General features: G+C 66.8%; 12 protein-coding genes. 8 read left to right on the plus strand and 4 right to left on the minus strand.

Features of this window, described 5'->3' with window-relative positions; all coding sequences use genetic code 11:
- The first annotated feature begins 77 nt into the window (after positions 1 to 77).
- From A9513_RS21805 to A9513_RS21830, 6 genes are all read left to right on the plus strand, one after another.
- On the plus strand, positions 78 to 1,601 hold the full coding sequence (locus tag A9513_RS21805; protein WP_065085568.1) for an HDOD domain-containing protein: 1,524 nt from the start codon (positions 78 to 80) through the stop codon (positions 1,599 to 1,601).
- Between the two features lie 114 nt (positions 1,602 to 1,715).
- Positions 1,716 to 2,531: a thiosulfate sulfurtransferase gene (gene rhdA, locus A9513_RS21810; protein WP_065085569.1), complete on the plus strand. Its 816-nt coding sequence runs from the start codon at positions 1,716 to 1,718 to the stop codon at positions 2,529 to 2,531.
- A gap of 3 nt (positions 2,532 to 2,534) precedes the next feature.
- On the plus strand, positions 2,535 to 3,404 hold the full coding sequence (gene asd, locus A9513_RS21815) for an archaetidylserine decarboxylase (RefSeq protein ID WP_024764314.1): 870 nt from the start codon (positions 2,535 to 2,537) through the stop codon (positions 3,402 to 3,404).
- A 76-nt stretch (positions 3,405 to 3,480) separates the two neighbouring features.
- A complete protein-coding gene (locus tag A9513_RS21820) occupies positions 3,481 to 4,458 on the plus strand; it encodes an HPP family protein (protein ID WP_065085570.1) in 978 nt (325 codons plus the stop codon).
- 128 nt (positions 4,459 to 4,586) lie between these two features.
- Positions 4,587 to 6,395 (plus strand): molecular chaperone, encoded by a 1,809-nt coding sequence (locus A9513_RS21825; protein WP_065085571.1) that lies wholly within the window; start codon positions 4,587 to 4,589, stop codon positions 6,393 to 6,395.
- Between the two features lie 65 nt (positions 6,396 to 6,460).
- The gene (locus A9513_RS21830) at positions 6,461 to 8,545 is read left to right on the plus strand and encodes an EAL domain-containing protein (RefSeq protein ID WP_065085572.1); all 2,085 of its coding nucleotides are present in this window, start codon (positions 6,461 to 6,463) and stop codon (positions 8,543 to 8,545) included.
- A gap of 81 nt (positions 8,546 to 8,626) precedes the next feature.
- Here the strand turns inward: A9513_RS21830 and serB are convergent, their stop codons facing one another.
- Positions 8,627 to 9,847, minus strand: a complete 1,221-nt coding sequence (gene serB, locus A9513_RS21835) for a phosphoserine phosphatase SerB (protein WP_024764311.1) — start codon at positions 9,845 to 9,847, stop codon at positions 8,627 to 8,629.
- A gap of 222 nt (positions 9,848 to 10,069) precedes the next feature.
- On the opposite strand from serB, the gene A9513_RS21840 reads away from it, so the two are divergent.
- Both A9513_RS21840 and A9513_RS21845 read left to right on the plus strand, forming a co-directional pair.
- Positions 10,070 to 11,638, plus strand: coding sequence for an AhpA/YtjB family protein (locus tag A9513_RS21840; RefSeq protein WP_065085573.1), 1,569 nt, complete (start codon positions 10,070 to 10,072; stop codon positions 11,636 to 11,638).
- A 50-nt stretch (positions 11,639 to 11,688) separates the two neighbouring features.
- Entirely contained in the window at positions 11,689 to 12,225 is a 537-nt protein-coding gene (locus A9513_RS21845) for a metal-dependent hydrolase (RefSeq protein WP_065085574.1), read from the plus strand.
- Between the two features lies 1 nt (position 12,226).
- On the opposite strand, the gene A9513_RS21850 is transcribed toward A9513_RS21845, so the two are convergent.
- From A9513_RS21850 to A9513_RS21860, 3 genes are all read right to left on the minus strand, one after another.
- Complete coding sequence (locus tag A9513_RS21850) at positions 12,227 to 13,465, minus strand: calcineurin (RefSeq protein WP_065085575.1); 1,239 nt, start codon at positions 13,463 to 13,465, stop codon at positions 12,227 to 12,229.
- A complete protein-coding gene (locus A9513_RS21855; protein WP_065085576.1) occupies positions 13,465 to 15,021 on the minus strand; it encodes a glycosyltransferase family 39 protein in 1,557 nt (518 codons plus the stop codon). The genes A9513_RS21850 and A9513_RS21855 overlap by 1 nt, the downstream gene beginning before the upstream one ends.
- A gap of 245 nt (positions 15,022 to 15,266) precedes the next feature.
- The gene (locus tag A9513_RS21860; protein WP_024764306.1) at positions 15,267 to 15,989 is read right to left on the minus strand and encodes a membrane integrity-associated transporter subunit PqiC; all 723 of its coding nucleotides are present in this window, start codon (positions 15,987 to 15,989) and stop codon (positions 15,267 to 15,269) included.
- Positions 15,990 to 16,020 lie beyond the last annotated feature (31 nt).

A 16,020-nucleotide genomic window follows, 5' to 3' on the forward strand; every position in this document is an offset into this window, starting at 1 on the left:
CGCCTCCCTGTTGTTATCGGAGATTTCGGGCAAGACTATAGGCCGAAAACACTAAAAACCAGTTCGGCGCCTCACGCATGTCTAAGCAATTGCTTCATCCAGAGCGTCTCAAGGCCTGGCTAACCCAGCTGGAAGACCTGCCTTTGCCCGTTCCGCTGGAACAGCGCGATGACATTCGCCGGGCGCTGAACGACAGCCGCCGCTCGATCCGCGATATCGCCGAACTGCTGCAGGACGCGCCGACCCTGGCCTTTGCCATCCTGCGCGAAGCCAACCGCGCACAGAGCGCCAGGGACAATCCGGCGGAAAGCCTGGAGGTCGCCCTCAACCGCCTGGGCTTGTCCCGCGTCACTCAATTGCTCGACAGCCTGCCCGCGATGCCCGAGACGCAGATGCCGCGAGCCCTGAGCCAACTGCTGCTGATCAGCCGCCATGCCATGCAGCAGGCCAGCGGCCTGTTCGCCAACCGCCTGGCGCGACTCTGGCAGGAAATCCACTGGGGCAGCCTGTTCACCCTTGCGCCGCTGTGGGCGCTGGCCACCGCGAAACCGGAGCTGATGGAGAGCTGGCAGCGCCAGGTCTACGGCCTGGGCCGCTGCAGCAGCGAAGTCGAAGAGGAGTTGCTCGGCACTCCCCTGCTGCCCTTGTGCCGCGCGCTGGCCGACAGTTGGCGGCTGCCGGACTGGGTCGGCCAGGGCTACGCCCTGCTCAGCGACGACAAGCGCCTGCTGGTGCGCGCCCTGCACGTCGCCCACACCGAACACGAGCCGCTGGGCCAGCAGCAGCGCCTGGACGCCGATCCGGAACTGCAACGCTGGCTGACCCGCCCGGCCAACACCATCCTCCTGGCCAACAGCATCGCCATGGCCGCACACCAGTCCTGGGGGGGCGTGCACATGCTGCGCTGGCAGCGCCTGACCAGCCTCTATCTGCAGATGCCGCTGGAAGAATTGCAGCAGACCGTCCACGGCCTCGCCGCGCAGAGCGCCCGCCGCCACGCCCGCCCGCTGCTCTGGCACCCGGCGCAGGCGTTGCTCTGGCCCTGGGATGCGCGCCGCTGGCTCAACGGGCCGAAGGCCGAGGAGCCGGCCAAGGCGCCGGACACCCTCGTCGAATGGCGTCAGCACTGCACCCGCCTGATGCAGACGCCCAGCCCGTTCGGCAACGCCGTGCAACTGCTCGACTGTGCCACGGCTGCCTTGCAGGCCTGCGGGCTGCAACGCGGGATGATCCTGCTGGCCGACAAGGGCGGCAGCTGGTTGCAGGCGCGCCGCCACTTCGGCCTGGACGGCGAGATCGGCGAGTTCAAGCTGGAAGTCGCCGCCAGCCCGGTGCTGCGCAAACTCCTGCAACAACCCGGACAACTGCGCCTGAGCCCGACCAACATGGCCGAGTTCTCGGCGCTGATTCCCGGCTCGCTGAAGGCGCTGCTACCCAGTGAACATCTGCTGCTGCGCTCGCTGGGCAATGGCGCGCGGGTGGTCATGCTGGTCGTCTGCGACCGCCTCGGGCAGCCGCTGGCAGACCTGCACGCGCAGGCCTTCGGCCGCACCGTGCAGTGCATCGAGCACGCGGTGAAGCAGATGGCGCGGGGCTCGTGATCCGGGAAAGGTTTGCTCCCCGCCTTCTGCCCTTTAAACTAACCGCCCTCACGGGGTAGCCCAGGGCGCGCGCTCACGTTGCCTCCCCCACCCTTTTCGCCGGGAGTCTCCGCCATGTCCGCCTTCTCCGCCCTGCCCCTGGTGATCGAACCGGCTGACCTCGCCAGCCGTCTCGATGCTCCGGAACTGATCCTGGTAGACCTGACCAGCGCCGCGCGCTACGCCCAGGGCCACATCCCCGGCGCCCGTTTCGTCGCTCCTGCGCGCACCCAGATGGGCGGCACGCCGGCCCCGGGCCTGCTGCCGGCCAAGGCCGACCTGGAAGCGCTGTTCGGCGAATTGGGCCACCACCCCGATGCCGTCTACGTGGTCTATGACGACGAAGGCGGCGGCTGGGCCGGTCGCTTCATCTGGTTACTGGATGTGATCGACCACGGCAACTACCACTACGTCGACGGCGGCCTGCACGCCTGGCTTGCCGACGGCCTGCCCTTGAGCGAGGACGTTCCGGCGCCGGTCGGCGGCCCGCTGCCGCTGACCCTGCACGACGAGCCGACCGCCACCCGCGAGTACCTGCAGAGCCGCCTGGGCGCAGCCGACCTGGCCGTCTGGGACGCCCGCAACCCCAGCGAGTACAGCGGCCAGAAGGTTCTCGCCGCCAAGGCCGGCCACGTGCCCGGCGCGGTCAATTTCGAATGGACCGCCGGCATGGATCCGGCCCGCGCGCTGCGCATCCGCACCGATATGCCGCAGATCCTCGAGGACCTGGGCATCACCAAGGACAAGGAAGTGATCACCCACTGCCAGACCCACCACCGCTCCGGCTTCACCTACCTGGTGGCCAAGGCCCTCGGCTATCCGCGGGTCAAGGGCTATGCCGGTTCCTGGTCGGAATGGGGCAACCATCCCGACACCCCCGTAGAGGTTTAAGGAATGTCGTTCAAAGATCGTCTGTTCATCCTCAGCCAGTACCTGCTGCCGCATCACCTGCTGTCGCGCCTGATCGGCTGCGCCGCCGAATGCCGCGCGCCCTGGTTCAAGGACCGCCTGATTCCCTGGTTCGCCCGTCGCTACCAGGTGGATATGCGCGAAGCCCAGGTCGAGGACCTGCGCGCCTATGAACACTTCAACGCCTTCTTCACCCGCGCCCTGAAAGAGGGCGCGCGTCCGCTGGACGAAAGCGCAGGCGCGGTGCTCTGCCCCGCCGACGGCGCCATCAGCCAGCTCGGCCCGATCGAGCATGGCCGCGTGTTCCAGGCCAAGGGCCACAGCTACAGCCTGATGGAACTGCTGGGCGGCGACGCCGAGCGCGCCGCGCCCTTCATGGGCGGCGACTTCGCCACCGTCTACCTGTCGCCCAAGGACTACCACCGCGTGCACATGCCGCTGGCCGGCACCCTGCGCGAGATGGTCTACGTGCCGGGCCGCCTGTTCTCGGTAAACCAGCTGACCGCCGAGCAGGTGCCGGAACTCTTCGCCCGCAACGAGCGCGTGGTGTGCATCTTCGACACCGAGCGCGGGCCAATGGCCGTGGTGCTGGTCGGCGCGATGATCGTCGCTTCCATCGAGACCGTCTGGGCCGGCCTGGTCACGCCGCCCAAGCGTGAGCTGAAATCGTTCTCCTACGACGAAGCCTCCCGTGCGCCGATCCACCTGGAGAAAGGCGCCGAGCTGGGCCGCTTCAAGCTGGGTTCGACCGCCATCGTGCTGTTCGGTCCCGAGCAGGTGAGCTGGGCGCAAAACCTCGCCGCCACCAGCGCCGTGCGCATGGGCGAGCGCCTGGGTGGCGCACGCCAGGGCTGAGGTCCGCTGTCCATAAGGCGGGCGGCCAACGAGCCGCCCACCACTGCTTTTCGCCTCATCGTGCCAGTTCCCTGCCATGAAACGCTTCCTGCACCTGATGGGCTGGCGTGCCAATGCCACCAGCCATCTTGAAAAGTGGCTCTCCGCAACCGGAGCGCTGTGCGGCATCGCCGCCATCTACGCCGTCACCCACTGGGTGCTACCCAGCGAAGCGGCCATCTGGGTCGTCGCCTCCATGGGCGCCAGCGCCGTGCTGCTGTTCGCTGTACCTCATGGCGTGCTCTCGCAGCCCTGGGCTGTTCTCGGCGGCCAGGTCCTCTCGGCCTGCGTCGGGGTGATCTGCCAGAAGCTCCTCCCCGGCCAGGCCTTCACCCCCGCCCTCGCGGTGGGCGCTGCAATCCTGGTCATGCACTACGCCCGCTGCATCCACCCCCCGGGCGGCGCCACGGCACTGGCGGCAGTATCCGGCGGTCCGGCCATCACGGCCCTGGGCTTCCACTACGTGCTCAGCCCGGTGCTGCTCAACGTCGTGCTGATCCTCGCCGTCGCGCTGGCCTTCAACGGCCTGTTCGCCTGGCGCCGCTACCCCGCACCGCTGGCACGCCTGCCAGTCACGCCGAAGCTGCCCGCGGGGCCGGCACCGGAGGACCTGTATCACGCGCTGCGCAAGATGGATTCGTACATCGACGTGCAGTTCGACGACCTGCTGAAGATTCTCCAGCTGGCCCAGGAACACGCCCAGGCGCAGCGCCTGACGCCCGAAGACATCCTGCTCGGCGCCAGCTACAGCAACGCCCTGAGCGGCAACGCCTGGGCCGTGCGCCAGGTGATCGACGACCACCCGGACAAGCGCAGCCGCCAGGATCAGCTGGTCTACAAGGTGGTCGCCGGCGCCGGCAAAGGCAACACTGGCGTCTGCCGCCGTCAGGACCTGCTCGACTGGGCGGCCTACCCGGTGACGGCCCAGGGCGACGGCTGGGTGCGCAGCACGGCGCAGGACTCGGCGAAGGACGCCCTGCAACGTCAGATCAAGGGGCAATCCCCTCGGCCGTGACCTGTCCGCGCACCATCCGGGCGATGGGCTGCGGCGGGCGGCGGATGCTGCTAGAGTTCGGAAAAAGCCGACAGTTATGAACAACTGGTTCGTACAACGAGCCGGGTTGTGGAGAATCGACTCTCACCATGGACAACAGTCCCCAGCAGTTTCTACGTGTCCCCACACCAACGCACGAGAGCCTGAGCTTCTGCAACGCCAATGCGCGCGAGCTGAAAAACTGGCTGGATCACCTGCCCAAGGCCAATCTCGGGGAAACGGCTCGTCAGCTCTACCAGGGGCTGATCGAACTCAACCAGCTCAAACTGCCGGTCGAGACTCGCCTGCAATTACTGGAACTGTTCCGCCCGGAAGTCCACTTCGTCTGCCACAACCTGGAGCGGCACTTCCTCAACCAATCCATCGTCCTGGACGAGCGCCCGCGCAAGGTCGCCAACCTCTGCCAGGCGCTGCAGAACCATCTGGCCATCGGCTACAAGCTGATTGTCGTACGCGAAGCCTCGCGCTTCACCCGCGAACGCGCCCAGGTGATGACCGCGGCCACCCAGCGCGCCATCCGCAGCCTCTGCGGGCCGCTGGTACGAGCGTCCCAGCTGTACTGCCCGGTGCCGGAAAACCTCTGGCTGGAACTCCACCAGCTCTACCAGCTCGCTCGTCGGCACGGCTTGCAGCACACGCCGGTGCGCGATGCGCTCGCCCGCCAGTCCCAGGGGCTGTCCATCGAGCACGCCTATGTGACTGCGCTGATGCTCGGCTCTGCGCGCTGCAACCAGATGCGCCAGAACAACATCGCACGCGTCGCCGAAGTGCTCGAAGGCTGGGCGGCGCAGATCAGAGTGCAGGCCGCCGACGCGCCTTCCACCCTGTTCGTGGTGGTGCCGCAGGTGGATGGCCCGCCGCGCTATCGCACGCTGTTCAAGGAAAGCGATCTCACCGGCGCGCTGGGCATCGACCCGCAGCCGCTGGTGGACCTGATCCGCGAATACCTCCTGCTGCCGGCCGAGGATCGCGCCAAGGCGCGCCTGAAAGTCCCGGACGGCGTCAGCATCGATCTGCTGCAGCACCTCGCCGCCGCCTGGGGCGACATCGCCGAACGCACCTTCAACCGTACGCCCGGCCAGGGTCATTTGACCCTCTGTATCGGCATGAGCGCCCTGCACTATTTCCTCGCCGGCCGTCGCAGCTTTGCCGACGTCCTGAAGATCCAGGTGCAGGAACAGGTGCCCAGCTTCAAGGCAGAGGTCAACGACGCCTGGTCCGGCGCCTTCGATGCGCAGAAACTCAACGACTGGCAGCCCGGCATGCCGCTGGAGGAAATCGAATACACCGCGCCACGCACCGTCGACGACACGGGCGTTGGCGCCGCACCGGAAAATCCGCGCGACGACTATCCAGTCTTCAACCTGGCCATCGTCAACCACAGCCCCGGTGGCTACTGCCTGACCTGGCCAAAGGAAATTCCCAGCCAGTTGCAGGCCGGCGAACTGCTCGGTATCCAGGACACCCCGGAGCACAGCTGGAGCGTCGCGGTGGTGCGCTGGATCCGCCAGGTCCGCGGCGGCGGCACGCAGATGGGCATTGAGCTGATCGCCCCGCTCGCCCAGCCCTGCGGCCTGCAACTGCTGCGCAAGACCGAACAGGGCAGCCAGTACCTGCGGGCGCTGCTGCTGCCGGAAATCGCCGCCATCTCCCGCCCGGCGACCGTCATTACTCCTCGCCTGCCCTTCCAGGAAGGCAACCGCGTGCAGCTCAACCTGCAGGGTGACGAACGACGTGCCACGTTGACCCGCAAGGTCACCGCCACCGCCAGCTTCACCCAGTTCGAATACCAGGCGCAGGATGCTGCCGGCCCGTCGAGCGATAAGCCCATCACAGCACCGAATGCTCGAGGTGCTGGCGGGGAGGAAGACTTTGACTCACTATGGAAGTCTCTGTAGATTCCGGAGAATTCCCATTCGTCGCCAATTTGCTGCCGTCCAGCGCGGTATAAGCAGCCTTCCTCATGGCCAATGAAAAGAAAACCATCCGCCTGCTGATCCTGGAAGACTCGCAGAACGAAGCCGAGCGCCTGGTCAGCCTGTTTCGCAATGCCGGTCGCGCGACCCGCGTCCACCGCATCACCTCCAGCGACGACCTGACGGACATCCTGCCCCAGGGCTGGGACCTGCTGATCGCCGCCCCCGAGGCCGAGGCGCTGGACCCGAGCGAAGCGCTGGGCAGCATTCGCCGCCAGGCCAAGGACATTCCCTTTATCCAGTTGGTCAGCGGCAACGACTCCGACGCCGTCACCGAGGCCCTGGCCCTCGGCGCGCAGGATGCCCTGCCGCAAGGCGAGGACGAGCGGCTGATCCTGGTCGCCAACCGCGAGCTGGCCAACCTCGAGGAGCGCCGCGCCCGCCGCTCCGCCGAAGTCGCGCTGCGTGAAGCAGAGAAACGTTGCCAGTTGCTGCTGGACAGCTCGGTGGACGCCATCACCTACGTCCACGACGGCATGCACATCTACGCCAACCGGGCCTACGTCGGCCTGTTCGGCTACGAGGATGCCGAGGAGCTGGAAGGCATGCCGATGATCGACCTGATCGCCGGCTGCGACCAGGCCAACTTCAAGGACTTCCTCAAGGGTTACCATCTCACCAAGGAAAGCACCGAGGACAACGCCGACCTGGCCTGCAGCGGCATCCGCAGCGATGGCCAGGCCTTCGCCGCGCGCATGACCTTCTCGCCGGCCACCTATGACGGCGAACCCTGCATCCAGGTGGTGATACGCGCCGAATCGGACAACGCCCAACTCGAGGAAAAACTGCGCGAAGTCAGCAGTCAGGACCTGGTCACCGGCCTGTTCAACCGCGCCCACTTCCTCGACCTGATGGACAGCGCCGTGGAGCGTGCGGTAACCGCCGGCCAGCCGGCGACCTTCGCCTACATGCTGCTGGATCGCGCCCAGACCCTCCAGCTCGACCTCGGCGTTGCCAGCATCGACCTGCTGCTGGCGGACCTGGGCAACCTGCTGCGCGGGCAGTTCCCGGAGCAGGCGCAACTGGCCCGCCTGGGCGACGATGTGTTCGCCGTGCTGCTGCAGGGCGAAACCCCGGAACAATCGGCGCCGCGCTTCAACGCGCTGCTGAAGAAGGTCGAAGGCCACCTGTTCGACATCCATGGCCGCACCGCACAGGTCACCCTGTCCATCGGCACCGCCGGGCTGGACGAGAAGACCACCCGCGCCCAGGAAGTCATCGAGCGCGCCCACCGTGGCGCCGACGACGTCGCACAGAAGGACGGCAACGGCCTGAAGATCTACAACCCGGCCGATGAACTCGCCGCTGCCGCCTACCGTGGCGACATCGTCGCGATCATCCGCCAGGCGCTGGAGCAGAACAGCTTCCGCCTGCTGTTCCAGCCGATCATCAGCCTGCGTGGAGATACCCACGAGCACTACGAAGTACTGCTGCGCCTGCTCAACCCGCAGGGCGAGGAAGTACCGCCGGCAGATTTCCTCAACGCCGCCAAGGCCAGCGGCCTGGCCGAGAAGATCGACCGCTGGGTGCTGCTCAACTCCATCAAGCTGCTCTCCGAACACCGCGCCAAGGGTCACGAGACCAAGCTCTTCGTGCACCTCTCCGGCCCCAGCCTGCAGGACCCCGAACTGCTGCCGTGGCTGAGCGTGGCGCTGAAGGCCTCGCGCCTGCCGGCCGATGCGCTGATCGTCCAGATCAGCGAACCGGACGCCATCGCCTACCTGCGCCAGGCCAAGGTGCTCAGCCAGGGCCTGGCGGAACTGCATTGCCAGATCGCCCTGTGCCAGTTCGGTTGCGCACTCAACCCGTTCAACACGCTCAAGCACATGAACGTCGACTTCGTGAAGGTCGACGGCTCCTATGTGCAGGACCTGAACACGGCGGAGAACCAGGAAAACCTCAAGACCCTGATGGCCAGCCTGCACGCCCAGGCCAAGCTGACCATCGTCCCCATGGTGGAAAGCGCCACCGCCCTGGCCACCCTGTGGCAGGCCGGCGCCAACTACATCCAGGGCCGCTACCTGCAGGGCCCGAGCCAGGCGATGGACTACGACTTCGCCTCGGACGAGTAACCCGGAACGGAACCTACAAAAAGCAGCCGGAAGCCCATAAAAAAGCCGCCCATCGAGGCGGCTTTTTCATGCTGCGGCAAATCAGAGTCCGTCCACACCTTCGCGATCACGGAAGCCGAGCAGGTAGAGGATGCCGTCCAGCCCCAGGGTGGAGATCGCCTGCTTGGCCGACTGCTTGACCAGTGGCTTGGCGCGGAAGGCCACGCCCAGGCCGGCCAGGCCGAGCATCGGCAGGTCGTTGGCGCCATCGCCCACGGCAATCGTCTGTTCCAGCTGCAGGCCTTCCTTCGCCGCCAGTTCGCGCAGCAGGTCGGCCTTGCGCTGGGCGTCAACGATGGGCTCGATGGCCACGCCGGTCAGCTTGCCGTCGACGATCTGCAATTCGTTGGCGAACACATAGTCGATGCCCAGCTTGGCCTGCAGCTGCTTGGCGAAATAACTGAAGCCGCCGGAGAGGATGGCCGTCTTGTAGCCCAGGCGTTTGAGCTCGGCGAACAGGGTTTCGGCACCTTCGGTCAGGCGCAGCGAAGCGCCGATCTCTTCCAGCACATCCTCGGAGAGCCCCTGCAGCAACGCCAGGCGCTCCTTGAAGCTGGCGCGGAAGTCCAGCTCGCCGCGCATGGCGCGCTCGGTGATTTCGGAAACCTGCTCGCCCACGCCGGCCGCCTTGGCCAGCTCGTCGATGACCTCGGCCTCGATCAGCGTCGAGTCCATGTCGAACACCGCCAGGCGACGGTTGCGGCGGAACACCGAGTCCTGCTGGAAGGCGATGTCGACGTTCAGCTCCTGGGCCACGCTGAGGAACTCGGCGCGCAGGGCTGCCGGATCCGCGGGCTCGCCGCGCACGGAGAACTCGATGCAGCCCTTGCCCTGGTCCGCCGGCATGTCCAGCGGCATACGTCCGGACAGGCGATCGATCTGGTCGATGTTCAGGCCGTACTTGGCAGTGATCGAGCTGACCCGCTGCAACTGCTCGGCGGTCACCCGGCGAGTCAGCAGGGTGACAATGTGGCGCGGCTTGCCCTGGCCACCGACCCACTGCCGGTAATCGTCCTCGGAGACCGGTGTGAAGCGCACCTGCTGGTCCAGCTCGTAGGCCGTGAACAGCACATCCTTGAGCACTGACGAAGCGCGCTCGTTGTCCGGGATTTCCACGAGGATGCCGAAGGACAGCGTGTCGTGAATCACCGCCTGGCCGATATCGAGGATGTTCACGCCACCCTGCGCCAGGACGCCGGTGATGGCTGCGGTGAGGCCGGGGCGGTCTTCCCCGGTGATGTTGATCAGGACGATCTCGCGCAAGGCGCTGTCTCCGCCATGGAAAAAAGGCAGACATTCTACCTGCTTTCACCGTCCGCGGATGCTCCGCTCGCCCGTTCGGGGCCGGCGCCGTCGATCGGATTAACGGCGAGTTCCCCGGGTCATTCCGGCCCGGTTCGAGTTGACGGGCCCTGCGGCGCTTTGCCCCTCGGTAGGGCCTCGTTATACTGCCCCGCATCTGCCCTAGAGAAGACCGAGCCCGCTGTGACCCGGCCCACCTCCGTCAAGCCCGACAATTTCTTCCTGCTGCTCTTCCATGCCCTGCGCCAGCGCCGCGTGCCGATCGCCCTGCGCATCGCCATCCACAGCCTGCTGCTGGTGGCCGCTGCCCTGGTGATCTACGCCTGGGTGATGGGCATGCAGTTCAAGCAGGCCATGCAGCAGCAGGCCGACGCCCTCGGCCAGAGCCTGACGACACAGACCGCGCAGTCGGCCACCGAGTTGCTGGTGTCCAACGACATCCTCAGCCTCAACGTGCTGCTCAACAACCTGACCAAGAACCCGCTGGTGGCCCACGCCGCCATCTACAGCGTGGACAACCGCATCCTCGCCGAGTCCGGCACGCGGCCCAAGCAGGGCCTGCTGGGCGATGCCGAGGGCCTGTACTCCACGCCGATCACCTTCCAGGAAGTGATCGCCGGCCACCTGCGCATCAGCCTCGACATGCACCAGTTCGAGCAACCGATGACCGTCAGCCTGCAGAGCATGGGGCTGATCAGCCTGATCCTGCTGCTGCTCACCCTGACCTTCGGCCTGCGTCTGGGGCGGCAGATTTCCACACCGTTGTTACAGCTTCGTGTCTGGCTGCGCGACCCGGACGACCCCGCTCCAGGCGCCGGCCTGCAGAACGAGATCGGCGACCTTGCCCGCCAGTTGCAGGCGCGCCTGGTGCCCGAGAAACCGCCAGCTCCCGAACCGCTGGCCAGCGCTCCCGCGCCGCGCCCGAAAGCGCCTGCCAAGGTCGGCAAGCCCGCGGCCAAAGAGCCGTCGCTGGAAGCAACGGGCCCCGCAGACGAACACGAGTTCGACGAAAACATTTTCTCCGACGACGAGCTGCTCGCCCCCGCCGCGCGCCGCAAGGCCAATGCTGACGACGACTTCCCCGAGGAAGAGTTCGAGACCGTGGCGGAAGAGGAAGCCGAGGACGAAATCGGCGTCGAGGAAGAAGAGCCTGAAGCCGAGCCGGAGCCGATTTCCGCCGGCACCAGCGCTGTGCTGGCCGTGCAACTGGGCGCCCAGGAACAGCTGCGCCGCCTGCCGCGTGCACGCCTGGTGGACCTGCTGGAACGCTACCGCGACTGCCTGGAGCAAGCCGCGCGCCTGTACAAGGGTACGCTCTACACCCTCAGCGACGGCGGCAGCCTGATCCTTTTCCACAGCCGCGACCAGGACGAGGAATTCCTCACCAACGCACTGTGCTGCGGCGAGCTGATGCGCGCCCTGGGCCATGCCCTGCAGATCGAGGTGGCCGACAGCGGCATCACCCTGCAGCTGCAACTGGGCCTGGTGCTGGGCGAAGACGTCGCCGACCTCGAACAGGCCGACCTGCTGCAGGATTCCTCTGCCCAGGACGCCCTGGCCCTCAGCCAGCACAGCCGCAACCTGCTGCTGGTGGAAAAATCCATCGGCGACGACGAGAAGGTCCGCGAGCGGGCACGCATCCGCCCCATCGCCAGCCCGGAAAACGCCTGCTGCGTGGAATGGCTGAAAGAGCCCTACCCATCCATGCTGGAACGCCAGCTCTCGCGCATGCGCGCCCTGCGCACCAGCTGACCCCCAATAGAAAGAGAGGGGGCCGCCCGGCCCCACGTGGAACGGATTCCATGACCACCCTGCTCACCCATCCCTTGCCTGTGCTGGCCTTGGGCCTCGCGCTCGGCTCGCGCGCCATCGGGCCGCGCCTGCTGCTGGCCGGCATGCTCGCCGCGTGCCTACCCGACCTCGATGTGCTGGCCTTCAAGCTGGGCATTGCCTACCACGACGCCTTCGGTCATCGAGGCTTCAGCCATTCCCTGCTGTTCGCGGCGTGCCTGGGTGTGCTTGGGGCGCTGTGCTGCCGCCTGCTGGGCAGCGGCCCGCTGAAAGCCGGCCTGTGGATCGGCCTGGCAACCGCCTCCCATAGCGTGCTGGATGCGATGACCGACGGAGGACTGGGCGTCGCCTGGTTCTGGCCGTGGAGCGAGCAGCGCTACTTCCTGCCCCTGCACCCGATCGAGGTCTCGCCCATCGGCCTGTCGCGCTTCCTCAGCCCGCGCGGCCTGGAAGTACTGCTCTCCGAGGCGCGCTGGGTCTGGCTGCCTTGCCTGGGCATGGCGCTGGCCGGCATTGGAGTACGCCGCCTGCTGCGCGGGGACGCCTGACTCAGCGTTTGCCGAGCTGCGCCTGGAGCTGGTCCAGCAGCGAGGCCTGCTCACCCTGCAACGGCAACTGCGCACTGTAGCCCTGGAAACTGCTGAACCGTGCCTGGTAATCGAGTTCCAGCTGAAAGCGGTTGTCCCAGCCGGGCGAATCTTCCGGCATCAGCTGGTCGCAATCGTGCAGCGCCTGCAACGTATCGCAGGGCTTGTAGGCCTGCGGATAGACCTGGCGCTTCCAGAGTACCCACGGCGACAGCGTCAACGCCGCGAGACGATTGCGCCGCAAGTCCAGCTCCAGCAACTGCAGCAGCCCGTTGCCGCCGAGGTACTGGTGCTGGTAGTCGACCATCACCATATCGACGCTGTGCCCCCGGTCGTTGAGCAGTCGGGTGTGCACAGCGCCATCGGTGTGCGCGTTCAGAGTGAGGAACACCTGGTCGTTGCGACGGATCAGCCGATCCCAGAGCAGCACGCCACTGGCATTGTCCTCGCGGGACAGCTCCGCCACGCCCTTGTCGGTGCGCCGCAGGATGCTGTGGGACGCGAGAATCACCGGCACATGGGGATGCTCGTCGATGACGCTCTGCGCCCACACCAGGGTGGCTTCAGAAGGGTTCCAGTCCAGCGCCAGCAGCAGGAACGACTGCCCATAGCGCTGGAACAGGTGCACCTGGCTCAGCCCCCTGGGATCGCTGCCGACATAGGTACTCTGCCAGGCCGCGCGCTGAGGTCCGAAGTGGTCAGCGAAGCGGTCAAGGAACGATCGGCGGTCATCGCTACTGGCCTCCTCATGCACGTCGCGTTCGCCCGTGGCGATGCTGTAGGGCACGCCGCGCTCCTCCAGCGTACGCATGGCACCGCTGGCGGTCTGCCATTGGGTGGCGACGCCGGCGTTCTCCACCACATCCCCCAGGTGCACCACCAGCGGCACCTGGAGAACCTCGGCGTGCTTGGCCAGCCAGAACGTCTGGGCGAAGAACGCCAGCGCCGGCTGGTACGGCAAGCCGGGAAAGCGCTGCTCGCTGCGGAACAGGTGGCGCTGGCGGTGGTTGTTCTCCGCGTAGAACTGGGTGTCGGGCAGCAGCGGCAGCACGAAGCTGCCACCGCCGGAGATGATTTCCAGAGGCGGTAGCGGATGCTGGCGGAAGAATGCCTGGTCCCGCTCGACCACATCCTGGGTATCGGAATCGTCGCAGCCGACCAGCAGCAGACAGCAGGCAAGAAGGGATGTCAGTACTTTCATCACGGATTGGAGCCCACTCCGGGGAGGCGCAGCAGGCGATAGGTGTCATTGTCGAAGCGGCCCTCGAACAACTGCTCCGGGGCCGTGGGCAGGGAGGCGGCGATACGCTCGGCATCGCGCGCCTGGATCATCAGGTACAGCGGGCCGCGCTGGGCAGCCAACTGCTCCGGGCGGTCGAGGAACAGCGGCTGCAGGTCACGGTCGAGATTGACCATCAGCTTGATCGCCCGCGCGTCCGGAGCCATGCCATAGAGCGCCAGGGGCGCAGGCTGCGCATCGAGCTGCAGGACCAGCTCGCGGGAGAACGCCTGGCTGTCGTACAGGCGATGCTCCACCGGCTCGAAGACCAGAATGTAGCTTGCCCACAGTGCCAGCGCCGCCCCCAGGGCCAGTGCCGCCGGCCGCCGCCAGCGCAGTGCGCCCAGCACCAGCAGCGCGGCAAGCACCACGATGCAGGCCGGCAGGCGCCAGCCCAGGGCGGCAAGTTCCTGTGGGTAGCGTTTCCAGGCCAGCCACAACCCGGCCAGCAGCAAGGCCGGCAAGGCGAGCCATAGCACGCGCAGTACGCCACGCAGCACCTGCGCCAGACGGCTGCCGACAACCATGAAGGGATAACCGGCGACAATGGCCGCCAGCGGCGCCAGGGCAACGATGTAGCGGGCCTTCTTGGCCTGCGGTACCGACAGGCCGACCATGACCACCAGCGCCGCCAGGGCACAACCCGCCACCAGGCGGAACGCCGGCTCGCGGCGCCGTTGCCAGAGCAGCGCCAGCGCCGGCAACGCCAGCGGGAAGGCCAGGGCGTAGTTGCCCAGCGAACTGCGGAAGTAATACAGGGCATCGCTGGAGCCAGCGGAGCCGTCCAGACGGCCGATCACCTGCATCCGCAGGACATCCTGGACAAACTCCTCTCCGCCGGTGGAGCGCGCCAGGGCAATCAGCGCGAGCACGCAGAGCATCAGCAGGACCAGCGCGCTTGCCGAGAAGGCAACCAGAGCCTTCCAGCGCCGGTCCAGCAGCAACTGGCTGCACACCATGCCGGCCGGCACCACCAACCCCAGCGGGCCACGCAGGGCAAAACCGATGAACAGCAGTGGCAGCAGGCGCAGCAGCAGGCCCGGCACGCCATGGCGCTCGGCCTGAAACGCCCGGTAGAAGGCCAGCAGCCCTACGGCAGCGACCATCAGGTCGAGGGACACGGCCCGGGTCTCGCTGACGAAGGTGGCCGTCAGCAGCAGCATCGCCAGGCTGACCAGCGCCCAGGAGCGCGAGAACGGAGCCACCAGGCGATACACCATGCCGGCGCAGACGGCCGCCGCTACCGCGGTGGGCAGCCAGGCGGTGAGCTCGGTGACCCGCCCCAGCGGTAGCGAGAGCAGGTAGGTCAGGAGGGTGGAGGTAGCCGGATAGTCCGGGTAGGGTGCGCCGTAGGTGGTCGGGAACCAGCTGGGCCCATGGCGCAGCATTTCGCGGGCGAACAGCACGAAGCGCGAGTCGAAGCCAACGAAGGCGTCACCGTGTACACCGAGCAGGAACAGCACCAGAGTCGCCAGCATGACGCAAAGCGTCTGACGACTCAGGGCGGAATCTGCCTGAATACCGGACGTAGGAGGGAATGACGACACGCTTGAGTCTCTCGCAGGCTCCGCGCGGAAACGTCCGGGCGCCAATAGCCTGCACAAGCGCCCGTAGATACCACAGGGGCCGTCAAGAAGATGTCAAAACCGGCCACGGCAGATGCAAAACGGCCCGCAAAGCCAAACTCTGCGGGCCGTGGAATTTCGCGCCGAGCAGTGCCGGCTTAGAAGCGGTAGACCTCGACGTCAGTGCGGATCGGCACCACCAGCGGGATCTTCGGCCCCTCCACCTTGGGCTTGGCCACCTGCTCGGTATTGGCTACCTGCGGCTTGCGCGGCGGCGCCGCCTGCTGTTCGGCAACCGCGGCGGCGACCGGACGTACGTCGCGAGCGAGCTGCGCGGACAGCTTGCGCAGCAGGTCGCCCTGGGCACGCACCTGGTCCTGCACGCTGCCAGAATGCGCTTCTTCCTCGCGGAAGACGCGGCTGTCACGCAGCTCACCCTTCGGGTCGAGCAGACGCCAGCGCGCCTCCAGCACCGCCGGCTCCTTGGGGCCGGAATCCAGGCGACTGATGGTCAGCATGACCTGCACCTGCGGAGTGAAACCGGGCTTCTCCGGGAACAGCGCCAGACGGGTGCTGTCCAGCTCGCCCGACAGCAGGCGCATCAGCTGCTGGCTGACGTTGGTTTCCAGGCTGCCAGCCCAGCGGGCTTCAGTCGACAGGTTGAGGATACCGTCGGCCTGGCGCTGGACCATGGTCTCGCGCTTCAGGTAATCGGCCAGGGACACCGGGCCGAGCAGAACCGCGACGCCGTTGTCACGGGTCGGAACAGGAACCGCGCCCGCGTCCAGTTGGTACAACTGGGTCGGTCGGTTCACTGTACAGCCCGTCAGCCCAAGGAGGCTGACGAGGGAAAATAAGGCCAAGACGCGCCAAGCGCTCATCTGGTTCACCGTCATTCGCCGAAAATCGGCG

The sequence above is a fragment of the Pseudomonas sp. AU12215 genome, assembly GCF_001675465.2.
Lineage (GTDB): Bacteria > Pseudomonadota > Gammaproteobacteria > Pseudomonadales > Pseudomonadaceae > Pseudomonas > Pseudomonas nitroreducens.

Excerpts from the sequence above, each read along its gene's own strand:
- A9513_RS21820 (WP_065085570.1), top strand. The coding sequence starts at position 3,481 with ATGAAACGCTTCCTGCACCTGATGGGCTGGCGTGCCAATGCCACCAGC.
- A9513_RS21805 (WP_065085568.1), top strand. The coding sequence starts at position 78 with ATGTCTAAGCAATTGCTTCATCCAGAGCGTCTCAAGGCCTGGCTAACC.
- A9513_RS21860 (WP_024764306.1), bottom strand. The coding sequence starts at position 15,989 with ATGAGCGCTTGGCGCGTCTTGGCCTTATTTTCCCTCGTCAGCCTCCTT.
- A9513_RS21825 (WP_065085571.1), top strand. The coding sequence starts at position 4,587 with ATGGACAACAGTCCCCAGCAGTTTCTACGTGTCCCCACACCAACGCAC.
- asd (WP_024764314.1), top strand. The coding sequence starts at position 2,535 with ATGTCGTTCAAAGATCGTCTGTTCATCCTCAGCCAGTACCTGCTGCCG.
- A9513_RS21830 (WP_065085572.1), top strand. The coding sequence starts at position 6,461 with ATGGCCAATGAAAAGAAAACCATCCGCCTGCTGATCCTGGAAGACTCG.
- rhdA (WP_065085569.1), top strand. The coding sequence starts at position 1,716 with ATGTCCGCCTTCTCCGCCCTGCCCCTGGTGATCGAACCGGCTGACCTC.
- A9513_RS21855 (WP_065085576.1), bottom strand. The coding sequence starts at position 15,021 with ATGCTGGCGACTCTGGTGCTGTTCCTGCTCGGTGTACACGGTGACGCC.
- A9513_RS21850 (WP_065085575.1), bottom strand. The coding sequence starts at position 13,465 with ATGAAAGTACTGACATCCCTTCTTGCCTGCTGTCTGCTGCTGGTCGGC.
- A9513_RS21845 (WP_065085574.1), top strand. The coding sequence starts at position 11,689 with ATGACCACCCTGCTCACCCATCCCTTGCCTGTGCTGGCCTTGGGCCTC.